This window comes from Saccharothrix mutabilis subsp. mutabilis, from assembly GCF_039521145.1.
Lineage (GTDB): Bacteria > Actinomycetota > Actinomycetes > Mycobacteriales > Pseudonocardiaceae > Actinosynnema > Actinosynnema mutabilis.
In genome coordinates this window covers 89,385-110,291 of sequence record NZ_BAAABU010000012.1, presented here as the reverse complement: position 1 = coordinate 110,291, position 20,907 = coordinate 89,385, and the positions used below count along the sequence as shown (strand labels likewise).

At 72.5% G+C, this 20,907-nt stretch carries 21 protein-coding genes; 9 read left to right on the top strand and 12 right to left on the bottom strand.

All coding sequences use genetic code 11. The features are described 5' to 3' along the window. Positions 1-16: 16 nt before the first annotated feature. The 5 genes from ABD126_RS24315 to ABD126_RS24295 all read right to left on the bottom strand — a co-directional run bounded on the left by ABD126_RS24315 (position 17) and on the right by ABD126_RS24295 (position 5,419). Positions 17-2,704, bottom strand: a complete 2,688-nt coding sequence (locus ABD126_RS24315) for a helix-turn-helix transcriptional regulator (protein WP_343936200.1) — start codon at positions 2,702-2,704, stop codon at positions 17-19. Between the two features lie 174 nt (positions 2,705-2,878). After that, positions 2,879-3,061, bottom strand: coding sequence for a hypothetical protein (locus tag ABD126_RS24310; RefSeq protein ID WP_343936199.1), 183 nt, complete (start codon positions 3,059-3,061; stop codon positions 2,879-2,881). Positions 3,062-3,095: 34 nt separating this feature from the next. Then, on the bottom strand, positions 3,096-3,233 hold the full coding sequence (locus ABD126_RS24305; protein ID WP_343936198.1) for a hypothetical protein: 138 nt from the start codon (positions 3,231-3,233) through the stop codon (positions 3,096-3,098). A 178-nt stretch (positions 3,234-3,411) separates the two neighbouring features. Next, positions 3,412-4,626 (bottom strand): MFS transporter, encoded by a 1,215-nt coding sequence (locus ABD126_RS24300; protein WP_343936197.1) that lies wholly within the window; start codon positions 4,624-4,626, stop codon positions 3,412-3,414. Between the two features lie 67 nt (positions 4,627-4,693). Continuing rightward, complete coding sequence (locus ABD126_RS24295; protein ID WP_343936196.1) at positions 4,694-5,419, bottom strand: EcsC family protein; 726 nt, start codon at positions 5,417-5,419, stop codon at positions 4,694-4,696. A gap of 48 nt (positions 5,420-5,467) precedes the next feature. Between ABD126_RS24295 and ABD126_RS24290 the strand changes: the two genes are divergently transcribed. Beyond that, a complete protein-coding gene (locus ABD126_RS24290) occupies positions 5,468-6,553 on the top strand; it encodes an Rv2629 family ribosome hibernation factor (RefSeq protein WP_343936195.1) in 1,086 nt (361 codons plus the stop codon). 56 nt (positions 6,554-6,609) lie between these two features. Here the strand turns inward: ABD126_RS24290 and ABD126_RS24285 are convergent, their stop codons facing one another. The 4 genes from ABD126_RS24285 to ABD126_RS24270 all read right to left on the bottom strand — a co-directional run bounded on the left by ABD126_RS24285 (position 6,610) and on the right by ABD126_RS24270 (position 9,934). Beyond that, positions 6,610-7,509: an amino acid ABC transporter permease gene (locus ABD126_RS24285; protein WP_343936194.1), complete on the bottom strand. Its 900-nt coding sequence runs from the start codon at positions 7,507-7,509 to the stop codon at positions 6,610-6,612. After that, a complete protein-coding gene (locus tag ABD126_RS24280; protein WP_343936193.1) occupies positions 7,506-8,180 on the bottom strand; it encodes an amino acid ABC transporter permease in 675 nt (224 codons plus the stop codon). The genes ABD126_RS24285 and ABD126_RS24280 overlap by 4 nt, the downstream gene beginning before the upstream one ends. A gap of 71 nt (positions 8,181-8,251) precedes the next feature. Beyond that, complete coding sequence (locus tag ABD126_RS24275) at positions 8,252-9,139, bottom strand: glutamate ABC transporter substrate-binding protein (protein ID WP_343936192.1); 888 nt, start codon at positions 9,137-9,139, stop codon at positions 8,252-8,254. A 66-nt stretch (positions 9,140-9,205) separates the two neighbouring features. Then, a complete protein-coding gene (locus ABD126_RS24270) occupies positions 9,206-9,934 on the bottom strand; it encodes an amino acid ABC transporter ATP-binding protein (RefSeq protein WP_343936305.1) in 729 nt (242 codons plus the stop codon). Between the two features lie 163 nt (positions 9,935-10,097). Between ABD126_RS24270 and ABD126_RS24265 the strand changes: the two genes are divergently transcribed. Next, the gene (locus tag ABD126_RS24265; protein WP_343936191.1) at positions 10,098-10,772 is read left to right on the top strand and encodes a response regulator transcription factor; all 675 of its coding nucleotides are present in this window, start codon (positions 10,098-10,100) and stop codon (positions 10,770-10,772) included. Position 10,773: 1 nt separating this feature from the next. Continuing rightward, on the top strand, positions 10,774-12,150 hold the full coding sequence (locus ABD126_RS24260) for a sensor histidine kinase (RefSeq protein ID WP_343936190.1): 1,377 nt from the start codon (positions 10,774-10,776) through the stop codon (positions 12,148-12,150). Positions 12,151-12,153: 3 nt separating this feature from the next. Here the strand turns inward: ABD126_RS24260 and ABD126_RS24255 are convergent, their stop codons facing one another. Further along, positions 12,154-13,113 carry a TAXI family TRAP transporter solute-binding subunit gene (locus ABD126_RS24255; RefSeq protein WP_343936189.1) on the bottom strand — a complete coding sequence of 320 codons (960 nt, stop codon included), beginning with the start codon at positions 13,111-13,113 and terminating at the stop codon, positions 12,154-12,156. 58 nt (positions 13,114-13,171) lie between these two features. Between ABD126_RS24255 and miaB the strand changes: the two genes are divergently transcribed. Both miaB and ABD126_RS24245 read left to right on the top strand, forming a co-directional pair. After that, complete coding sequence (miaB, locus tag ABD126_RS24250; RefSeq protein ID WP_425542873.1) at positions 13,172-14,641, top strand: tRNA (N6-isopentenyl adenosine(37)-C2)-methylthiotransferase MiaB; 1,470 nt, start codon at positions 13,172-13,174, stop codon at positions 14,639-14,641. Beyond that, positions 14,638-15,111: an Rv2732c family membrane protein gene (locus tag ABD126_RS24245; protein WP_343936187.1), complete on the top strand. Its 474-nt coding sequence runs from the start codon at positions 14,638-14,640 to the stop codon at positions 15,109-15,111. Before miaB ends, ABD126_RS24245 begins: the two co-directional genes overlap by 4 nt. 56 nt (positions 15,112-15,167) lie before the next feature. Here the strand turns inward: ABD126_RS24245 and ABD126_RS24240 are convergent, their stop codons facing one another. Beyond that, the gene (locus tag ABD126_RS24240; protein WP_343936186.1) at positions 15,168-16,490 is read right to left on the bottom strand and encodes a DUF349 domain-containing protein; all 1,323 of its coding nucleotides are present in this window, start codon (positions 16,488-16,490) and stop codon (positions 15,168-15,170) included. A 183-nt stretch (positions 16,491-16,673) separates the two neighbouring features. On the opposite strand from ABD126_RS24240, the gene ABD126_RS24235 reads away from it, so the two are divergent. From ABD126_RS24235 to dapF, 3 genes are read left to right on the top strand one after another with little or no spacing between them, the layout of a single operon-like run. Next, on the top strand, positions 16,674-17,363 hold the full coding sequence (locus tag ABD126_RS24235) for a class III extradiol ring-cleavage dioxygenase family protein (protein ID WP_343936185.1): 690 nt from the start codon (positions 16,674-16,676) through the stop codon (positions 17,361-17,363). A gap of 4 nt (positions 17,364-17,367) precedes the next feature. Then, positions 17,368-18,270 (top strand): tRNA (adenosine(37)-N6)-dimethylallyltransferase MiaA, encoded by a 903-nt coding sequence (gene miaA / locus ABD126_RS24230; RefSeq protein WP_343936184.1) that lies wholly within the window; start codon positions 17,368-17,370, stop codon positions 18,268-18,270. 10 nt (positions 18,271-18,280) lie between these two features. Beyond that, entirely contained in the window at positions 18,281-19,084 is an 804-nt protein-coding gene (dapF, locus tag ABD126_RS24225; protein ID WP_425542872.1) for a diaminopimelate epimerase, read from the top strand. A gap of 39 nt (positions 19,085-19,123) precedes the next feature. Here dapF and ABD126_RS24220 read toward each other — a convergent pair whose 3' ends face one another. Continuing rightward, positions 19,124-20,350: an MFS transporter gene (locus tag ABD126_RS24220; RefSeq protein ID WP_343936304.1), complete on the bottom strand. Its 1,227-nt coding sequence runs from the start codon at positions 20,348-20,350 to the stop codon at positions 19,124-19,126. A 45-nt stretch (positions 20,351-20,395) separates the two neighbouring features. On the opposite strand from ABD126_RS24220, the gene ABD126_RS24215 reads away from it, so the two are divergent. Further along, positions 20,396-20,881 carry a helix-turn-helix domain-containing protein gene (locus ABD126_RS24215; RefSeq protein WP_343936182.1) on the top strand — a complete coding sequence of 162 codons (486 nt, stop codon included), beginning with the start codon at positions 20,396-20,398 and terminating at the stop codon, positions 20,879-20,881. Positions 20,882-20,907: the final 26 nt, after the last annotated feature.

Here is a 20,907-nt window from a genome sequence, read left to right as displayed (position 1 = left end):
ACATCGGGCAACAGCCCTATTCGAACAGCCCCAGTCGGTGTGCCGTGGCGGCGGCCTCGACGCGGTTGGCCACGCCGAGCTTGCCGAGGATGTTCGACACGTGCACGCTCGCGGTCTTCGCCGAGATGAACAGGCGTTCGGCGATCTCCCGGTTGGCCAGGCCGTCGGTGACCAGCCGCAGGATCTCCACCTCGCGGGCGGTCAGGCCGAAGGAGTCGCGCTTGGCGGCGCCTTCGCCGGTCAGGGTCACGTGGGCGCGGCGCGCGAGGTCGGCGGCACGGGCGCGCAGGGGTTCGGCCCCGAGGGCTTCGGCCAGCGTGACGGCGCGGCGGAGGTGGTCGGCGCGGGCCCTGGGGTCCTGAGCGGCGTGGTCGAGGAGGGCGGAGGCGAGGTGGAAGGGCTGGTCGAGGGCCTCCCACGCGGGGACCGCCTCGGGTGAGCCGTGGAAGGTCAGCGACCACGCCCGCTGCACCGGCCCGACGACCGGCAGCGGCCTCCGGCCCCCGTCTCCATCGTCCCACGGGGTACCGACAAGATCGTCCCACGGGGTACCGACAAGGCGGGCGCGGCGGGCGATCACCAGCAGGGGCCAGGCGAAGCGGGACGCGTGGGCCAGGTGGGGCAGGCGCAGGGCGGGCAGCAGGACGTCGGCGGGGTCGCGGCCCTGGGCCAGGCGGATCTCGGCGGTCAGGCGGGTGAGCAGCAGCGGGTCTTGGCTGAAGCCCGAGCCGACCAGGTCGTGGGCGCGGGTCACGGCCCACTCCGCGCGGTCCGGGTCGCCGCGGTGCAGGTCCACGTAACCCCTCAGGCACAGCAGGTGGGCGTGGTGGTTCGGGGGTGGCGCGTGGTCGAGGGCGTGGTCGACGCAGTCCACCGCCTCGTCCCACTTGCCGGCCGCCACCTGGGCCATCGCCAGCGCCACCGCGTGCTCCACGCCGGCCGATCTCGCCAGACCCAGTTCGCGGGCGGTGCGCAGGCCGTGGCGGGCCAGGGCCTCCGCCCGCTCCAGCCTGCCGAACGCCTCCGTCAGGGACGACTCCCAGCGCAGGGCGCGCAGCCGGATCTGGTGCGCGGCGACGGATTCGGCGATCGCCGCCGCCCTGGCCAGGCGCGGCAGCTGGGCGTCCAGGTCGCCTTCGCGGGCGTCCAGCACGGCCAGGGTGATCAGGGCGGCGGCCTCGGACGGGTCGTCGCCCGCGTGGTGCGAGGCGGCCAGGGCCCGTTCGGCGGCGGCGCGGGCCTCCTCCGGCGCCGGCACCTCCATCAGGCGGCCGGCCAGCGAGTTGAGCAGGTAGCCGCGGATCGCGTGGCCCTCGGGCACGGTGTCCACCGCGCGGCGGTGGTCGTCCAAGGCTTCCGGGCGGCCCAGGCGGGCCAGCATGCGGGCGCGCTGCTCCAGGACCGCCGCGTACCGGACGCGTTCGGCGTCGAGGTCGAGCGACGCCAGCAGTTCCGTGGTCAGCTCGACGCCCCGGGTGTCCTCGCCGGCCCGCCACGCGGCCTCGCCCGCGTTCTCCAGCACGGTGCTCCGGTCGACGCCCAGGTGCCCGGCGTGCTCCCACAGCGCCAGGACCCGTTCCAGCATCGCCAACTGCTCGGCGTAGGCCAGGGCGCGGCGGGCGGTGTCGGCCGCGCGCCACGCGGCTTCGACGGCGCCGGTCAGGTCGCCGGCGGCGTGGCGGTGGTGGGTGAGTTCGGCGGCGGCGTCCCCGGGCAGGGCACGCGCGTAGCGGGCGTGCAGGTCCGCCCGTTCGCCGGGCAGGAGGTCCGCGCACACGGCGTCGCGGATCAGGGCGTGCCGGAACGCGTACCCGTCGCCGTCCACGACGAGCACACCACCGTCCACAGTGGACCGGATGGCGGTCGTGTCCACGACTTCGCTGAGCACCGCGTGGGAGACCCGCGCACCGCCGACCGCGGCGGCCCGCACGATCGCGACCGCGTCCGGACCCAGGCGGTCCACCCGCCCCAGCAGCAGCTCGGCCAACGACCGCCCGGCGGACCCGTCCAGCAGGGCCTCCACGAACAGCGGGTTGCCCGCGCTGCGTCGGAAGACCGTGCGCGCGTGCTCCGGATCGGGCTCGTCGCCGAGGATCTCGCGCACCTGCCGCCGCACGTCCGCGGCGGACAACCGCCCCAGCCCGAGCGACCGCACCCACGGCAGCCGCCCGAGTTCGGCCAGCACCGCGCGCAGCGGACGGCTCGTCTCGTCGGTCCGGTGGGTCACCACGATCAACGACCGCGGCACCGCGCGCTGGTTGCGCACCAGGAAGTCCAGCAGGTCACGGCTGGACCGGTCGGCCCAGTGCGCGTCCTCCACGACCAGCACCACCGGCCGGTGCTCGGACAGCCGCGCCAGCAGCGCCAACACGCCCTCGAACAGCCGAGGCCGCGCCTCGTCGCCCGGGCGCGGTTCGAGCCCCGGCACCAGCGGCGCGAGGTCGGCCCGTTCCCGCTCGCCCAACCCGATCCCGCGCAGGGCGGCCACGAACGGCGCGAACGGCAACCCGTCCAGCTCGACGCACCCGCCGACCAGCACGCGCGCGTCCAGCCCGGCGACGAACTCCGCCACCAGCCGGGACTTCCCGACCCCCGCCTCACCGCCGAGCAGCACGGTCGCGGGCGCGCCGGCGAACGCCTCGCCCAGCCGCGCGACCTCCTCCGCCCGACCCACCAGGACCGGGCTCACCCGCTGTGCGCTCATGACGCCACGAGCCTAGACGAATTCCGCGCGGCACAAAGGAAGAAGGAAATGCGAGCACACCGCCGGCACCGCGTGATGAGCGCGGTGCCGGCGGTGCCGAATGGCCGTTCCGCGCGGGGAACTGTCGGCCCCCGATGCCACAATGGACATCGGGGGCCGCAGGCCGCGGCGCGCTCAGCCGCCGTTGCGGCGGAAGAGCCTGCGCCCGACGAAGTTCGCCTGCTGCGGCCGGCCGGGGATCTTGTTCACGCCCGCGTTCTTCTGGGCGTGGCCGCGGCGTTCGCGGCGGTTGGGCACGTGCTCCGGCTCCTGCTCGGGCTGCTCGCCCTCGGCCGGGACGTCGTTGCGGTCGATCATCGGTCGAATCCCCTCGGTGTGGCGTTGTCGCTGGTCAGCGACGCCGCATGGCGTACTGGCGCGGGTTGGCGACGACGAGCCGCCCCCCGCCGAAGCGCGGCTGGGCCGCGCCCTGGGCACGACGGGCCTTCCGGTTGGTCGGCAGGGCGTCGTGGTGTTGTTCAGTGCGCATGGTGGGCATGCGACCGCCTCCTCATCCGAATTCGAGGCGTGCAAAGGCATACGACCGCGAAAGGTCGTCACAGAGCCGCTAGGGCCACCAGGAAGAGAAGCGCTCGGCACGGGCGCGAGGCCTCGCGTGCGGCGCGGAGGAGGAGAAACCTCAGATCTGGAAGAACATGCCGATGACGTTAGCGCGTCCCGTGCGCGGATGCCAAGGATTTGTTTCCGCGATCAAGATCACCGCGCAGCGCGGCAACCCGCACCGCCGGGCCCATCGCCAGCGCGGCGGCCAGGAACAGCCCGCCCAGCACGAGCCACCCCACCGCGCCGCCGCCCAGCACCAGCGTGGTCAGCAGCAGCGGCCCGACCGTCCGCGCCACGGCCGTGCCCGTGCCGTAGAACCCCTGGTACTGCCCCTGCTTGTCCGCCGGCGCCAACCCGAACCCGATCTCCCACGACCCCGCGCCGTGCAGCATCTCCCCCACCACCTGCACGGCCGCCGCGACCACCAGCACCGCCACCGCGACCCCCGCGCCGCGCCCCTCCGACAGCGCGAACACCCCGCACGAGACCAGCAGCAGCACACCGCCCCGCCGCACCGACCGCACCGCCGTGCGCAGGTCCGTGACCCCGCGCGCCAACCGCACCTGACCCACCACGACCGCGCCGGTGTTGAGCACGAACAACGCGCCGACCACCCACGCGGGCGCGTCCGTCCGCTGCACGATCCACAGTGGAACGACCAGGCTGAGCATCGGCATGTAGAGCAGGACGACCGCGTTCAACAGCGCCACCACCGCGTACGGCCGGTCCCGCAGCACCCCCGCCCGCTTCGGCCCGGACACCCGGACCACCACCTCCGGCAGGCCGAGCAGCACCAGCGCGGCGACCACGAACCCGGCGGCGTCCACCGCGAACACGGCCAGGTACGCGGCGGGGGTGTCCAGGTGCAGCGCGACCGCGCCCAGTCCCGCGCCGACCGCGAGCCCGGCGTTGAGCACGGACTGGAGCACCGCCCGCACCCGCGTCCGCCGCTCCGGCTCGACCAGCCCGGCCAGCAACGCCTGCCGCGCGGCCTGCGACCCGCTCTGCCCGGACGTGTAGAGGCACGCCACCGCCAGGAACGCCGGCAGCGACCGCGCCACGAGGAACAACGCCAACGCGACCGCCGTCACCACGGCCAGCGCGACCGCGGTCCGCCGCGCCCCGAACCGGTCGGCGAACTGCCCCAGCGGGACGCCGGCCACCGCGCCGACCGCCCAGGCCAGCGTCAGCGCGAACCCGACCTGCGCGACGGACAGGCCGACGACCCGCGTGAAGAACAGCGCGGACGACACGTAGAACGCGCCGTCGCCCACCGAGTTGACCGCCTGCGCCAGCGCGAGCCGCTTAGTCGTTCCCATGCCGACGACGCTAAGCGGACGATTGGCCCACGAGAAGTGCCACGACCGACCCGAGAACTTGGGCCAATCACTCCAGCTCGGCGCGCCGCTCCTCGACGACCTCACCCTCGACGACCGCGCCCTCCACGACCCGGCCCTCCACCACGAACGGCACCTCGGCGCGCTCGGCGAAGAACCGCCGCGCGAAACCGCCCACCGCCCGCGTGGTCACCGCGTCGAACCCGCCGCCGATCACGCCACCCACCAGCGGGACGCCCTTGGCCAGCGTGATCGCGCCCTTCGACGTGCCGTACTTGGCCAGCAGCGTGAACCCGACCCGCTTGTTGATCTCCCGGATGAGCTGCGCCGGGATTCGCTCGATCAGGTTCATCGTGAGCTTCGCGCCCACCTTGATGCCCGCCTTCTTGAGCACCTCGGTGCCGGCGTTGCCCAGCAGGCACACCAGGATCGCCGTGCGCACCTCGTCGCTTTCCAGGTCGTGGCCGTAGACGGCGGCGATCGAGGCGACCAGGTGCGTTTGGACCAGGTAGGCGGCGGCGACGTTGGCGGGCAGCGTCACCGGGAGGGTGATGAGCCCGCCGATGTTGGTGGCGAACCCCTGGATGCCCGCGGCGGCGACGTGCGTGCGGATCAGGTTGCGGACCGCCTCGTCCCTGGTCAGGCCGCGGTCGAGCAGGTCGGACGCCATCGCGTGGGCGCCTTTGAACGGGCCGAAGCCCTCGATGCCGACCTTGAGCAGGTGGTCCACGGCTCCTTGCTGCGCCTTCGCCGGCGCACCGCGTTCGTCGGCCATGACACCGAGGTTACGCGGTGGTGCAGCGGGTAGCCGACACCCATGGACATGTCCACCTTGGGAGAGGTGCTCCGGGAGCGCGGACCGTTCGCTTCGGTCTACCTGGACGCCTCGCACGACACGGAGGACGCGGCCAAAGCGCTGGAGCTGCGCTGGCGCGGGCTGCGCGACGACCTGGCGCGACAGGGCGCGGACGAGGAGACCCTGCGCGCGATGGACGCGGCGGCCCGGGAGCCCGCCGTGGGCAAGGCCGGCCGGGCGCTCATCGCCGCCGGCGGGCGGCTCCTGCTCGACCGGCCGCTGCCGCGACCACCGGCCGCCGACTCGGCCCGCTGGTCCCGCCGCCCGAACCTGCTGCCGCTGGCGAGCCTCATCGAACCGCAGGTGCCGCACGTGGTGGTGGTCGCCGACCGGGCCGGCGCGGACCTGCACGCCCACGACGGGCGGGTGGAGACGTCGACGGAGGTGCGCGGCGACCAGCACCCGCTGCACAAGGTCGGCGGCGGCGGGTGGTCCCACAAGCGCATGCAGAACGCGGTCGAGGAGACCGCCCAGCGCAACGCGGCCCGCGTGGCCGAGGCCGCCGAGACCCTGGTCGAGGGGTTGAACGCCCCGCTGCTCATCCTGGGCGGCGAGGTCCAGGCCCGTGCCGCCGTCCGCGAGGAACTGAGCCAACGCTGCCGCGACGTCCTGGTGGAGGTCGAGGGCGCGAGCCTGGCCGACGGAGCCGACGACGAGGCGTTCGACGCCGCCGTCCGCTCCCTGGTCGCCCAGCACCGCTACAGCCGGGAGCACGAGGTGGTCGAGCGCTTCACCGCCGAGTCCAACCGGGACGGCGGTCTCGCGGTGCAGGGCATGGAGAAGGTCGTGGCGGCCCTGCGCGAGGCCAACGTCGCCGCGCTCCTGATCGCCAACCGCACCCCGCTGGGCGACCGGATGGTGTTCGCGGGCGACGACCCGGCCCAGGTCGCGGTCCGGGAGTCCGACCTGCGCGCGCTCGGCGTGGACCACGTCGAGCGGCAACCGGCCGACGAGGTGCTGACGACGGCGGCCGGCGTCACCGGCGCGGAGGTCGTGATCACCGACGAGGCCCGCCTGTGGGAGGGCGTGGGCGCGTTGCTCCGGCACACCTGACCACACGCGGAAGGGGCGGGACCCGCGCGGGTCCCGCCCCTTCCCCACGCCTGCGGTCAGACGGCCGCCGCGACCACGTCCTCGGCGGGCTTGGCCTCGATCTCCACGACCTTCTTGTTGCGCCGGTTGCGCTTCTCCAGCGTGTTCGCCAGCCACGTCAGCAGCAGGCACATCGCGATGTAGACGGCGGCCACCACGATCGTGATGGGCACCAGCGGCCGGCCGAACTCGAAGATGCCGCCCAGGTAGCGGGCCTCGCGCAGCAGCTCCTCGTACTCGATGATGAAGCCGAGCGCCGAGTCCTTCAGCAGCACCACCAACTGGCTGATGATGGCCGGCAGCATCGCCCGGACCGCCTGCGGCAGCAGCACCAGGTTCATCACCTGCGTCTTGCGCATGCCCAGGGCGTACGCCGCCTCGCTCTGCCCCCGGGGCAGCGACAGCACGCCCGCCCGGAACACCTCGGCCAGCACCGAGCCGTTGTAGAGGGTCAGGCCGATCACGACCGAGTAGAACGCGCCACCCATGGTCAGGCCGGTCAGGCCGCCCACCCACGAGTCCAGCGACGCGCCGACGCCGAAGCCGTAGTGGGAGATGAAGATGAGGACCACGAGCGGGACCGCGCGGAAGAACTCCACGACCACCAGCGACGGCACCCGGATGAGCTTGTGGTCGGAGAGCTGGCCGGCCGCGAAGATCGCGCCGAACAGCATGGCCAGGATCGCGCCGACCACGAAGGCCTTGAGCGTGTTGCCCAGCGCCGACAGCAGGCGCAACTGCACCTGCTCGTACTCCAGCCACGACCACTTCTGCGCGGAGAACTGGCCGCTGTCGGCGAACCGGTAGATCACGAAGGCGAGCCCGGCGGCCAGGACGATCCCGCCGAGCACCGCGTAGAGGCGGTACCGCAGGCGAGCCCTCGGGCCGGGGACGTCGAAGAGGACCGAGGCGCTCATCGGGCGACGCTCCACCGCTTCTCAAGGCTGCGCTGCAGCAGGGTCATGGGGATCACGAGGACGACGAAGAACAGCGCCACCCACGCGAGGCCGATGAGCTGGCTCTCGCCGCGCTCGGCCAGGTTGGCGCTGATGGAACCCGCCTGGAACACCGAGAAACCGGCCGCGATCGTGGTGTTCTTCAACAACGCGATCATGGTGCTCATCATCGGCGGCACGACCGCGCGGGTGGCCTGCGGCAGGACCACCGAGCCGAGCATCTGGCCGAAGGTCAGGCCCAGCGCGCGGGACGCCTCCGCCTGGCCCACCGGCACGGTGTTGATGCCCGAGCGGACCACCTCGCACACGAACGCGGAGGTGTAGAGGATCAGGGCGATCAGCGCGGCGGTGAAGTAGTAGCGCGACGCCGAGCCGCCGAACGTCTCCGCGTCCACGATCTTGAGCAGCGGGAACGCGAAGGCGAAGAAGAAGAACACCAGCGTCAACGGGGTGTTGCGCACGATCGTGACGTAAAGCGCGCCGGCCACGCGGAAGATGGGGACCGGCGAGACGCGCAGCATCGCCAGGACCGTGCCCAACACCAGCGACCCGACCGCGGCGATCAGGAACAGCTCAATGGTGTTGAGGAACCCCGGCCCGTACAGGTCGAGGTTGTCGAGCAGGACGTCCATCGTCTTCCTCGGCTAGTGGGGTCGGGGGTGTGGTCGCCCCGCCGCGCAGGGGCGGGGCGACCACCGGGAGGTCAGTACCGCTCAAGCACCGGCTTGGTGGCCGGCGAGCCGGACTTGCCGAGGGTCGCGTTGTAGATGCTCTCCCACTGGCCGCCGGTGATGGCCTCCTCCAGGATGTCGTTCACCTTGGTGCGCAGGGCCTTGTCGTCCTTGGCCAGGCCGATGCCGTAGGGCTCCTTGGAGAACGGCTTGCCGACGACCTTGAACACGTCGGGCTGCTGGGCCGCGTAGCCCTTGAGGATCGCGTCGTCGGTGGTGACCGCGTCGACCGCGCCCTGCTCCAGCTGCTGCACGCACTGCGAGTAGTTCTGCAGCTCGACGATGTTCGACGCCTCGGTCAGGCCCTCGTTCTTGACCTTCTGGATCGGCGTCGAGCCGGTGACCGAGCAGACCTTCTTGCCCTTGAGGGTCTCCGGGCCGGTGATGGAGTTGTCGGTCTTCTTCACCAGGAGGTCCTGGCCGGCGGTGAAGTACGGGCCGGCGAAGGAGACCTGCTGCTTGCGCTTGTCGTTGATGGTGTAGGTGCCGACGTAGTAGTCGACGTCACCGTTGATCAGCGCCTGCTCGCGACCGGCGGAGGCGATCGCCTTGTACTCGATCTTGTCGTCGCCGTAGCCGAGCTTGGCGGCGATCAGCTTCGCGATCTCGACGTCGAAGCCGCTGTACTTGCCGCTGGTCGGGTCCTTGTAGCCCAGGCCCGGCTGGTCCTCCTTGACGCCGATGACGACCTTGCCGCGGGCCTGGATCTTCTTGAACGTCTCCGAGCCGTCCACCTTCACGTCGGTGGCGACCTGCTGCGTCGGGGCCGGGGTCGACCCGCCCGGGGTCCCCTCCTTGCCGCACGCGGTCAGGGCGAGGCCGCCGGCCAGCAGCGCCACCGCAAGGGTGCGAACCCTCATCGTCTTACTCCTGCTCTTCGTCGGGGTCTGGCGGCGCCAGGCTTGAGCGCCGCGGTCAAAGGGACTTCAGTGGGTCAGGATCTTGCCAAGGAAGTCCTTCGCGCGGTTGGACTTCGGTGCCGAGAAGAAGTCCTCGGGCGTCGAGTCCTCGACGACCTCGCCGTCGGCCATGAAGATCACCCGGTCCGCGGCCTTGCGGGCGAAGCCCATCTCGTGGGTGACCACGAGCATGGTCATGCCCTCGCGGGCCAGGGTCGTCATGACGTCGAGCACCTCCTGGACCATCTCCGGGTCCAGCGCGGAGGTCGGCTCGTCGAACAGCATCACCTTGGGCCTCATCGCCAGGGCGCGGGCGATCGCCGCCCGCTGCTGCTGCCCACCCGAGAGCTGGGCGGGGAACTTCTCCGCCTGGTTCGCGATGCCGACCCGCTCCAACAGCTCCATGGCCGTCTTGCGGGCCTGCGCCGACGGGGTCTTGCGCACCTTGACCGGCGCGAGCATCACGTTGTCCACGATGCTCTTGTGCGCGAACAGGTTGAACGACTGGAAGACCATGCCGACGTCCGCGCGCAGGCGCGCCAGCTCCTTGCCCTCCGAGGGCAGCGGCTGGCCGTCGACCTCGATGGTGCCGGCGTTGATCGGTTCGAGGCGGTTGATCGTGCGGCACAGGGTCGACTTGCCCGAGCCCGACGGCCCCAGCACGACGACGACCTGCCCCTTGGGCACTTCGAGGTTGACCTGCTTGAGAACGTGGAGAGGCCCGAAGAACTTGTCCACGCCCGCCATCCGGATCATCGGCGGAGCAGGTGTGGGGGCGGTCATCAGATCCTCCAGTCGGGGCTCGGAGAGCGATGGCGGGAAACCTAGGTGTGAATCACCACACCAGTCCAGGCGGTTGAGCAAGACTTAGGGTCTCAACTCTGTCACAGGCAGGCGACAATAACTCGGGAGGACGCCGGTGCGCGTGCTGTTGGTCGAAGACGACGACCGCGTGGCAGAAGCACTGGTCCCGGCGCTGACACGGCGGGGTTTCAGCGTAGACCGACAGGCAACCGGTCGGGGGACGCTCGATCGGTTGGCCGGTATCGACGTGGTGTTGCTCGACCTGGGTCTGCCGGATATCGACGGGGTCACGCTCTGCCGCAATATCAGGGCTGCGAGTGACGTCGCCATCATCGTCGTGTCGGCCCGCGGGGAAATCGACGACCGAATCCTCGGTTTGCACGCCGGCGCGGACGATTACCTGGTCAAGCCCTACGACGTCGGTGAACTGGTGGCGCGCGTGCACGCGGTGCGGCGGCGGCGCGGCGACCCGGTCGGGGTCGGCGGCACCGGCACGGAGGTGTTCGAGGTGGCCGACGTGCGGGTGGACCTGGCCCGCCACGAGGTCACCGTGGCGGGTGAACCAGTGGCGCTGTCGCGCAAGGAGTTCCAGGTGTTGGCGCTGGTGGTGGCGGCGGGTGGCGCGGTGTGCACGCGGGAGCGGATCCTGGCCGAGGTGTGGGGCCGGACGTGGGCGGGGGCGAACCGGACGCTGGACGTCCACGTGGCGACCCTGCGCACCAAGCTCGGGCGGCCGTCGCTGTTGGAGACGGTGCGCGGCGTCGGCTACCGGCTGTCGGTGACCGGCTGACATGCGCTCGCGGCTGCTCGGGATCGTCCTCACCCTGGTGGTGCTGGTGCTGGTCGGCATGGGCGTGCCGCTCGGGCGCGGGGTCGCGGCGACCGAGCAGCAGGAGATGTTCCTGGACCGGCTGACCGACACGGCGCGTTTCGCGTCGGTCGCGCAGCGTCCCCTCATCGACGACCAACCGGCGGTGATGGAGCGCGAGCTGGTCCGCTACCAGGAGCTGTACGGGATCAAGGTGGCGTTGCTGGACCGGTCGGGCACGGTGGTCGCCGCGTCCGGCCCGGTGGACGTGTCGCCGGACGGCGTGCGGGAGCTGGTGGACAGCGCGCTGGCGGGCCGGCAGCCGACCGCGCCGGCGCTGTTCATGCCGTGGGACCGGGTCGAGCTGGTGCTGGCCGAGCCGGTGCTGGCCGACGGCGAGGTGCGCGGCGCGATCGTCACCTTCTCCCCCACCGACAAGACCCGCCGCGAGGTCGCCCTGTGGTGGTCGGTACTGCTCGTGGCGAGCCTGCTGGTGCTGGCGCTGGGCGTGTTCGCCGCGCTGCCGCTGGTGCGCTGGACGCTGCGGCCGGTGCGGGCGCTGGACGACGCCACGGGCAGGCTGCTCGCGTCGGTGGTGTCCGGGCGGGCCGTGGAGCCGGTGGGGTCGGCGTCGGGTCCGCCGGAGCTGCGGCAGCTGTCGCGGTCGTTCGACCAGATGGCGGCGAACGTGACCGACGTGCTGGCCGCGCAGCGGGCGTTCGTCGCCGACGCCTCGCACCAGCTGCGCAACCCGTTGACCGCGTTGAAGCTGCGGCTGTCCAACCTGGAGGGTCACGTCTCCGGCGAGGCCGAGGTGCACCAGGTGGCCGCGCTGGACGAGGCCGACCGGCTCAACCGCATCCTGGACGAGCTGCTGGCCATGGCCCGCGCCGCCGCCCCGTCGGTGGACCCGCTGCCGGTGGACGTGGACCAGGCCGTGGCGGGCCGGCTGTCGGCCTGGAACGCCGCCGCCGCGGCCCGCTCGGTGCACCTGGTGCTCGACGGCGAACGCGGCGGCCGGGCGCTGGCCCCGCCGCGCGGCGTGGAGGCGGTGCTGGACGCCCTGCTGGACAACGCGCTGAAGTTCGCGCCCGACGACACGCTCGTCCGGGTGGACGTGCGGCGGCGCGACGGGGTGGTGCGGCTGTCGGTGTGCGACGAGGGGCCGGGGCTGGCGCCGGAGGAGTTGGAGCGGGCCACCGACCGGTTCTGGCGGTCGCCTGCGCACCAGAACATCCAGGGTTCCGGGTTGGGGCTGGCGATCGTGCGGCAGATCGTGGAGCGGGTGGACGGGTCGGTGGAGCTGTCGCTGCCCCCGGAGGGCGGGTTGCGGGTCAGCGTCACGTTCCCGGCGGTGTGAGCCTCAGACCTTGACGTCGCGGTAGTAGCGCATCGCGCCCGGGTGCAGCGGGATCGGCGTGGTCTCGATGGCCGACCGGACCTCTATCGACCGGGCCACCGGGCTGGCCGCCACCATCGCGTCCTGCGCCCCGAACAGGCCTCTGAGCAGCGCTTCCGCCACGTCGTCGGACATCGTGTCGTTGACCAGGAGGAAGTTGCGCACGACCAGGGTGGTGACCGGCTTGGTGACCGGGCCGCCGGGCAGCTCGTAGGCCGAGGCGGGCAGGGTGGCCGACCCGTAGACGGGGTAGCGGGCGCGCAGCCGCGGCAGCACGTCGCTCAGGTCCAGCATGCGGATCTTGACCGTGGTGGCCAGCGTCCGCACGCCCGTGGTGGGGACGCCGCCGGACCAGAAGAACGCGTCCAGCGAGCCGTCGCGCATGGCGTCGGTGGTGGCGTTGAGGTCGAGGTAGCGGGGCTGGAGGTCGGTGGTCGGCGACATGCCGGCGGACTGGAGCAGCCGTTCGGCGATGACCAGCACGCCGGAGTCGGGCGCGCCCAGCGAGACGCGCAGGCCCCGCAGGTCGGTGAGCTTGGTGGCCGGGATGTCGTCGCGCACCACGACCTGCAGGTAGTCGTCGTGCATGCGGGCCAGCGCGGAGATCCGGTGGCCCTTGCCCTCGTTGTGGGCGCGCTCCGCCGCGTCGGCCGCCGAGAAGCCCACCTGGGCGGTGTTGGCGGCCAGCCGGTCGAGGTTGTCCACCGACCCGGCGGTGACGACGACCTGGGGGTGCGGGATGCCGGGGTCGCGGGTCCACGAGTCGGCCAGCGCGCCGCTGAGCCGGTGGTAGACCCCGGAGTCGCTGCCCGCGGCCATGGTCAGCTTGACGTGGTCGAACTCGTCGCCGCACGCGGTCAGCGACATCGTGGCCAGGGCCAACACGGCCCCGGCCGCCTGCACCCGCAGCAGCACTCCCGACACCCGCGCATCGTCGCACGTCCACGCTCTACCCTGGACCCGACGGAAGGATGGGGTGGGAGTGACCCGCAGTTACCAGATCCGCACGTTCGGCTGCCAGATGAACGTGCACGACTCCGAGCGCCTGGCCGGGATGCTCGAAGACGCCGGCTACGCGCCCGCCGAGGGTGACGCGACCCCCGACGTCGTGGTGTTCAACACCTGCGCGGTGCGGGAGAACGCCGACAACAAGCTCTACGGCACCCTCGGTCACCTCGCGCCCGCCAAGGCCGCCAACCCGGGCATGCAGATCGCCGTCGGCGGCTGCCTGGCGCAGAAGGACCAGGGCGAGATCGTCAAGCGCGCCCCGTGGGTGGACGTGGTCTTCGGCACGCACAACATCGGGTCGCTGCCGGTGCTGCTCGAACGCGCCCGGCACAACCGCGAGGCCCAGGTCGAGATCCTCGACGCCCTGGAGACCTTCCCGTCCACGCTGCCCGCCCGCCGCGACTCGGCCTACTCGGGCTGGGTGTCGGTGTCGGTCGGGTGCAACAACACGTGCACGTTCTGCATCGTCCCGTCGCTGCGCGGCAAGGAGAAGGACCGCCGGCCCGGCGAGGTGCTGGCCGAGGTGCGGGCGCTGGTGGACGAGGGCGTGCTGGAGGTGACCCTGCTCGGGCAGAACGTCAACTCCTACGGCGTCGAGTTCGGCGACCGGTTCGCGTTCGGCAAGCTGCTGCGCGCGTGCGGCGGCATCGACGGCCTGGAGCGCGTCCGCTTCACCTCGCCGCACCCTAAGGACTTCACCGACGACGTCATCGCCGCGATGGCCGAGACGCCGAACGTGTGCCACCAGCTGCACATGCCGCTCCAGTCGGGCTCGGACCGCGTGCTCAAGGAGATGCGCCGCTCGTACCGCTCCGCGAAGTACCTGTCCATCCTGGACAAGGTCCGCGCGGCCATGCCGGACGCGGCCATCACCACCGACATCATCGTCGGCTTCCCGGGCGAGACCGAGGAGGACTTCCAGGCCACGCTGGACGTGGTCCGCGAGTCCCGGTTCTCCAGCGCCTTCACCTTCCAGTACTCCAAGCGCCCCGGCACGCCCGCCGCGACGCTGCCCGACCAGCTGCCCAAGGAGGTCGTGCAGGAGCGCTACGAGCGGCTGGTGGCGCTGCAGAACGAGATGTCCTGGGAGCAGAACAAGCTGCAGGTCGGCCGCACGGTGGAGGTCCTGGTCGCCAACGGCGAGGGCCGCAAGGACGCCGAGACCCACCGCCTGTCCGGCCGCGCCCGCGACGGCCGCCTGGTGCACTTCGCGCCGGGCGACACCCACATCCGCCCGGGTGACGTGGTCGAGACCGCGATCACCTACGCGGCCCCGCACAACCTCATCGCCGACGGCCCGCTGATCAGCCACCGCCGCACCAAGGCCGGCGACCGCTCGGAGGCGGGCATCCGGCCGAAGACGGCGGGTGTGACCCTCGGCCTGCCGAAGTTCGGCGCCCCGGAGCCGCTGCCGGCCGCGACGGGCGGGTGCACGGTCGCATGAGCGACGACCCCGAGGACCTGGCCGGCCTGCGCGCGGAGATCGACGGCGTCGGCCGTTCGGCGGCCAAGCGGTTCGACCCGGGCGCGGGCGCGATGCTGATCGCGGTGGCCGTCCTGGCCGTCCTGGTGTCGTTCGTGCTGCCGTGGGTGGGCGAGGACACCGGGCTGCGGGTGCTGCTCGGCGAGGCGCCGGCGATGCCCAAGGTGTTCTCGTACGCGGTGCTGGTGGCCGGTGTGCTGTTCCCCGCCGCCGCCCTGGCCGTGCGCCGCTGGGCGCTGGCGTGGCTGAGCGCCCTGGCGTCCTTCGCCGCGTCGGTGAGCGGCGTCCTGTCGATCTGGATGACCCAGACGACCACGGGTCACCAGCCGGGTCCGGGACCGGGCGCGGGCCTGGTCGTCGCCGTGATCGCGATCGTCGTGCTGCTGGTGAAGTGGCTCAAGATCGCCGCTTCCCGCCCCGCGCTCCAGTAGCGAGAAGGGCCCCTTCCCGCCGCGGCGGGGAGGGGCCCGTTCCGTGCTGCTTCGACCTACCGGGTGGCCACGGCCTGCTCGGCCGCCGCGAGCCACTCGCGCCACTGCTTGGCCTGCGCCTCGGCCTGCTCGGCCCGCCGCTTGTCACCGGCCGACCGCGCCTTGGCCGCCTGGGCCTCGAACTGCTCGACCCGCTCGCGGAACTGCGCGACCCGCGCCTCGGCCTCGGGGTCGGAGCGCCGCCACTGGGCGTCGACCGCGCCGCGCACCTTCTCCTCGATCGCGCGCAGCTTGCCCTCCAGCTCCCGCACGCGCTCGCGCGGGACCTTGCCGATCGCGTCCCACCGCTCCTGGATGCGGTAGAGCTGCTGCCGCGCCGCCTCCAGGTCGTGGCTCGGGTCGATGTGCTCGGCCTCGGCGAGCAGCTCCTCCTTCAGCTTGGCGTTGGCCGCGAACTCCGCGTCCCGCTCGCTGAAGGCCTCCGACCGGCGCGCGAAGAACGCGTCCTGCGCCGCGCGGAAGCGCTGCCACAGGGCGTCGTCGGCCTCCTTCGGGGCGCGGCCCGCCGCCTTCCACTCGACCATCAGGTCCTTGTAGCGGCCGGCGGTCGGACCCCAGTCGTCGGACTCGACGAGCTTCTCGGCCTCCTCGACCAGCTCCTGCTTGCGGTTCTTCGCGACCCCGCGCTGCCGGTCCAGGTCGGCGAAGTGCGAGCCCCGCCGCCGGTTGAACGCGTCGCGCGCCTTGGAGAACCGCCGCCACAGCTGCTCGTCGGTCTTGCGGTCGACGCCCCGGATGGTCTTCCACTCGTCGAGGATGGCCCGCAGGCGGTCGCCGGCGGCCTTCCACTGGGTGGACTCCGCGGCCAGCGCCTCGGCCTCCTCGACCAGCGCCAGCTTCCGGGCGCCGGCCTGCGCGCGGGCCTCGTCCTTGGCGGCCTTCGCGGCCTCCAGGCCCTGCTCGGCGAGCACCAGGACGTACTCGACCCGCGCGGACAGGGCGGCCAGGTCGCCGACGACCGCGGCGTCCTTCAGGCTCTCCTGGACGTGCTTCGCGCTGGTCAGCGCGTGCTTGGGGTCGCCCGCGCCGGAGGTCAGCCGCGTCACCAGCAGCTCGACCTCGGTGCGGATGTCGTCGAACCGGCGCGCGAAGTGCGCCAGGCCCTCGGCGGGCTCCCCCGCCTGCCAGGAACCGACGACCCGTTCACCGTCCGCCGTCTTGACGTGGACGGTGCCGTCCTCGTCCACGCGCCCCCAGCGGTCAGGGTGGTCCGACGCCACGGGGACCGGCGGAGGTGCGCTCACCGTCCGCGTCTCCTCGACCACCGCCCCCGTGCCACTGTCGCCAGTGGCTTCCGGTGTCGTCTCGTGTTCCGTCATCGCCGGCTTCCTCCTCGCCTGCCCACTTCGTGGTGCCCGTGCCGACCACGGGCGCCCCGCCTACGGCGGGGCCCAGCACCCGGGTACCGCGACTCCTCAATAGTCCCCAGTACCCCGCGCGCATTCAAACAGGTCAGGGCTCGCATCGGTACTGGTGGTGGCTGATGGGTAGCGTGGGCCGCCATGATCTCGCGTGTCGCCGTCGTGCCGCACCCGCCCCTGCTGGTGCCCGAACTCGTGGGTGGCGCGGTGGCCGAAACCCAAGCGGTGCGGGCAGCCTGCCTCGCCGCGGCCCGCGACCTGGCCGCCCACGACCTGGACTGGACCGCCGTCGCGGCCGACCCGACGGGTCCGCGGGTGCTGGAAAACGTTGCCGGATCGTTTCTCGGTTTCGGCGTCGACGTGCCCGTTTCGCTCTCGGCGGAGCCGTCCTCTGTGGAACCGGCGATGCCCCTGCCCGCCCTGGTGGCGGGGTGGCTGCGCGAGCACGCGGGCGCACGCAGCGTGCGCGTCCACCTCGTGCCGCCGGACCTGCCCACCGCCGACTGCGTGGCGCTGGGGGCCGAGCTGGGAGCTTCGGGAAACCGGGCGTTGCTGGTGCTGGGCGACGGGTCGCACCGGCACGGGGAGCAGGCCGTGGGCAGGCCCGACGACCGGGCGGGCTCGTTCGACGATGGCGTGCGCGCGGCGCTCGTGCACGCCGACGCCGAGGCGCTGAAGGCCCTGGACCCGGTCGTGGCCGACGAACTGGGCGCGGCCGGGCGGGCGGCGTGGCAGGTCCTGGCGGGCGTGCCGGGGCCGTGGCGGTGCACGCGGTCGGAGTTCTCGGCGCCCTTCGGCGTCGGGTACCACGTGGCCGTCTGGGAGGCTTAGCGGCGTGAACGCGCCCATCGCCGTCGTCGGCCCCACCGCGACCGGCAAGTCCGACCTCGCCGTGCGGCTCGCGGTCGAGTTGGGCGGGGAGGTCGTCAACGCCGACTCGATGCAGCTCTACCGGGGCATGGACATCGGCACCGCCAAGATGTCCCCGGACGAGCGGCGGGGGGTGCCGCACCACCAGCTCGACGTCCTGGACGTCACCCAGACCGCCCACGTCGCCGTCTACCAGCGCGAAGCCCGTGCGGCGATCGAGGACGTCCTGGGCCGGGGACGGGTGCCGGTCCTGGTCGGCGGGTCCGGGCTGTACGTGCAGGCCGTGCTGGACGACCTGGTGTTCCCCGCCACCGACGAGGCGGTGCGGTCCCGGCTGGAGGAGGAGCTGGCGGCGGTCGGTGCCGGGGTGCTGCACGACCGGCTCGCGCGGCTGGACCCGGCGGCGGCGCTGGCGATCCTGCCGTCCAACGGGCGGCGCGTGGTGCGGGCGCTGGAGGTCATCGAGCTGACCGGGCAGCCGTTCTCGGCGACCCTGCCCAAGCCGGGTCCCGCCCGCTACGGCACGGTGCTGGTCGGACTGGACCGGGAAGCGGCCGAACTGGACCAGCGGGTCGACCTGCGGGTGGAGCGGATGTTCGCGGCCGGGCTGGTGGCCGAGGTGCGCGAGCTGGAGGCCCGCGGCCTGCGCGAAGGGCGGACGGCGTCGCGGGCGCTGGGGTACCAGCAGGTGCTCGCGGCGTTCGACGGCGAGTGCGACCTGGCGGCGGCGGCCGAGGAGACCGCGCGGGCCACGCGGCGGTTCGTGCGGCGGCAGCGGTCGTGGTTCCGGCGGGACCGGCGGGTGACGTGGTTCGACGCCGCCGCGCCGGGGTTGGCCGACGACGTCCTGCGGCTCGTGGCGAAGTAGCCTGGTGGGCGTGGGCGTCGAATTTCTCAAGGGGCACGGCACCGAGAACGACTTCGTGGTCCTGCCGGACCCGGACGGTCTGCTCGACCTGACCGAGGAGCGCGTGCGGGCGCTGTGCGACCGGCAGCGCGGCCTGGGCGCGGACGGCGTGCTGCGGGTGGTGCGCCCCGACTTCGGCCCGTGGTTCATGGACTACCGCAACGCCGACGGCTCCATCGCCGAGATGTGCGGCAACGGCGTCCGCGTGTTCGTGCGCTACCTGGTGTCGGAGGGCCTGATCCCGACCGGCGAGTCCACCATCGGCACCCGCGCCGGTCAGCGGCACGTCATCGCCCACGAGGACGGCACCGTCACGGTCGACATGGGCCCGGCCCGCGTGTTCGGCACGTCCTCGACCACGCTCGGCGCGGCGTCGTTCGACGGCGTGGCCGTGGACGTCGGCAACCCGCACCTGGCGTGCGTCACCACCACCCCGGTCGCGACCCTCGACCTGCTGCGCGACACCCCCGAGTTCGACGCCGCGGTGTTCCCCAACGGGGTGAACGTCGAGTACGTGAACGTGCTCGGTGACGGCGCTCTGCGCATGCGCGTCCACGAACGGGGGGTCGGCGAGACCCGTTCGTGCGGCACGGGCACGGTCGCGGCGGTCGCGTCGTGGCTGCACGGCACCGGCCAGCGCACCGGCAAGGCCACTGTGGACGTCCCCGGTGGACAGGTCTCGGTCGTCATCGAGGAGGACACCTCCACCCTGACCGGCCCGGCCGTCCTGCTCGCGCGCGGCGAGCTGGACCAGGCGTGGTGGGACGCCCTCTGACGCCGTGAAGCGGCGACACGACCACCCGCCCGACGACGATCAGGCCGCCACGGCCTCCCGCGCCCGCAGCGGCGAGAAGAGCACCCACAGCACGGCCAGCGCCTGACCGGCCATCGCGAGCCACAACGTCGACACGATCCCGTACTGCCCGCCCAGCACACCGCCGACCAGGCCGCCCAACGGCATGGAACCCCACACCACGAACCGGATCGACGCGTTCATCCGCCCCAGCAGGTGGTCCGGGCAGATCGACTGCCGGTAGCTGACCTGCGCGATGTTGTAGACGATCGCCCCGTACGCGACCGCCAGGTCGCCGACGAACACGAACACCAGCCGCCAGTCCGCCGCCCCCAGCGGGATCAGCAGGCCGAACGGCTGGGTCACCAGCATGACCAGCCAGATCACCCGCAACTGGCCGAACCGCTTGTTCCACCGGTTCGCGGTCAGCGCGCCCAGCACGCCGCCCAGCCCCGCCGAGGTCAGGACCAGCCCGATCACGCCGTCGGACAGGTTCAGCGTCCGGGCCAGGAACAGCACGATGACGGCCGTCCCCATGCCGCCGAAGAAGTTCGCCGTGCCGGTCGTGCCGACGATCGCGCGCAACGACCGGTTGCCGAACACGAAACGCAACCCCTCGCCGATCTCCGCCACCAGATCGGGCTTCGCGGACCTCACCGGTTCGGGTTCGTGCGTGCGGATCCGCATCAGGAACAGCGCCGAACACAGGTAGCCGACGCCCGTGGCCAGCACGCCGTTGGCCGCGCCCACCGCCTGGGCGACACCACCGGCCACCGCGGGCCCGGACACCTCGGCCACGGACTGGCTCGCGGTCAGCTTGGCGTTGCCCTCGACCAACTGGTCCCGCCCGACCAGCACCGGCAGGTACGACTGGTAGGCGATGTCGAACATGACCGTGGCCGCGCCCACCAGCAGGGCTACCACGATCAGGTGAACCAGGGTCAGCGCGCCGAGCCACCACGCGAGCGGCACGGACAGCAGCAGCCCGAAGCGGACGAAGTCGGCGGTCAGCATGATCGGGCGTCGCCGCATGCGGTCCACCCACACGCCCGCCGGCAGGCCGATGAGCAGGAACGCGGCGGTGTTCGCCGCCGTCAACAGCCCCATCTGGAACGGCGTCGCCGCGAGGGTGCCCGCGGCGAGCAGGGGCAGCACGACCCGACCGACGGACGCGCCGAAGTAGCTGATGGTGTCGCCTGCCCAGAGCAGGCGGAAGTCGCGGTGGGACCACAGGGACACGCGCAGCAGTCTCGCGGGAGTGATTGGAAAGTGTCAATCACTTACTCTGGACCCGTGCAGAGACGCCCCGCCACCGAGGCCGAAGCCGCCGCCCTCGCCTCCGCCGTGCGGCTGCGCATCATCCGGCTCACCTACGACCGGGCGATGACCAACAAGGAGATCGCGGAACGCCTCGGCCGCGACCCCGCCACGACCCTCCACCACGTGCGCAAACTCGTCGCCACGGGCTTCCTCGAACCCCAGCCCGCGCGCACCGGCAACCGCGGCGCGCGGGAGATCCCCTACCTGTCCACCGGCCTGTCCTGGCGGCTGTCCGGCGTCGACCCGCACGCCAAGGGCGAGGCGATGCTCCAGGCGTTCCTGTCCGAGGTGGCCGAGCTGGGCCACGACCGGGTCGACCAGACACGCCTGGTGACGAGGGTGAACGCCCGGGAACTAAAACGGCGTCTCCGCACGTTGTTGGATGAGCTGGCCGCTGAACCGGACGACCCGGAAGGGGAGCGTGTGGCGATCTACCTGGCGGTGTACCCAGGCGATTAACCACTCGGCGCCGGCGGCGGGACATG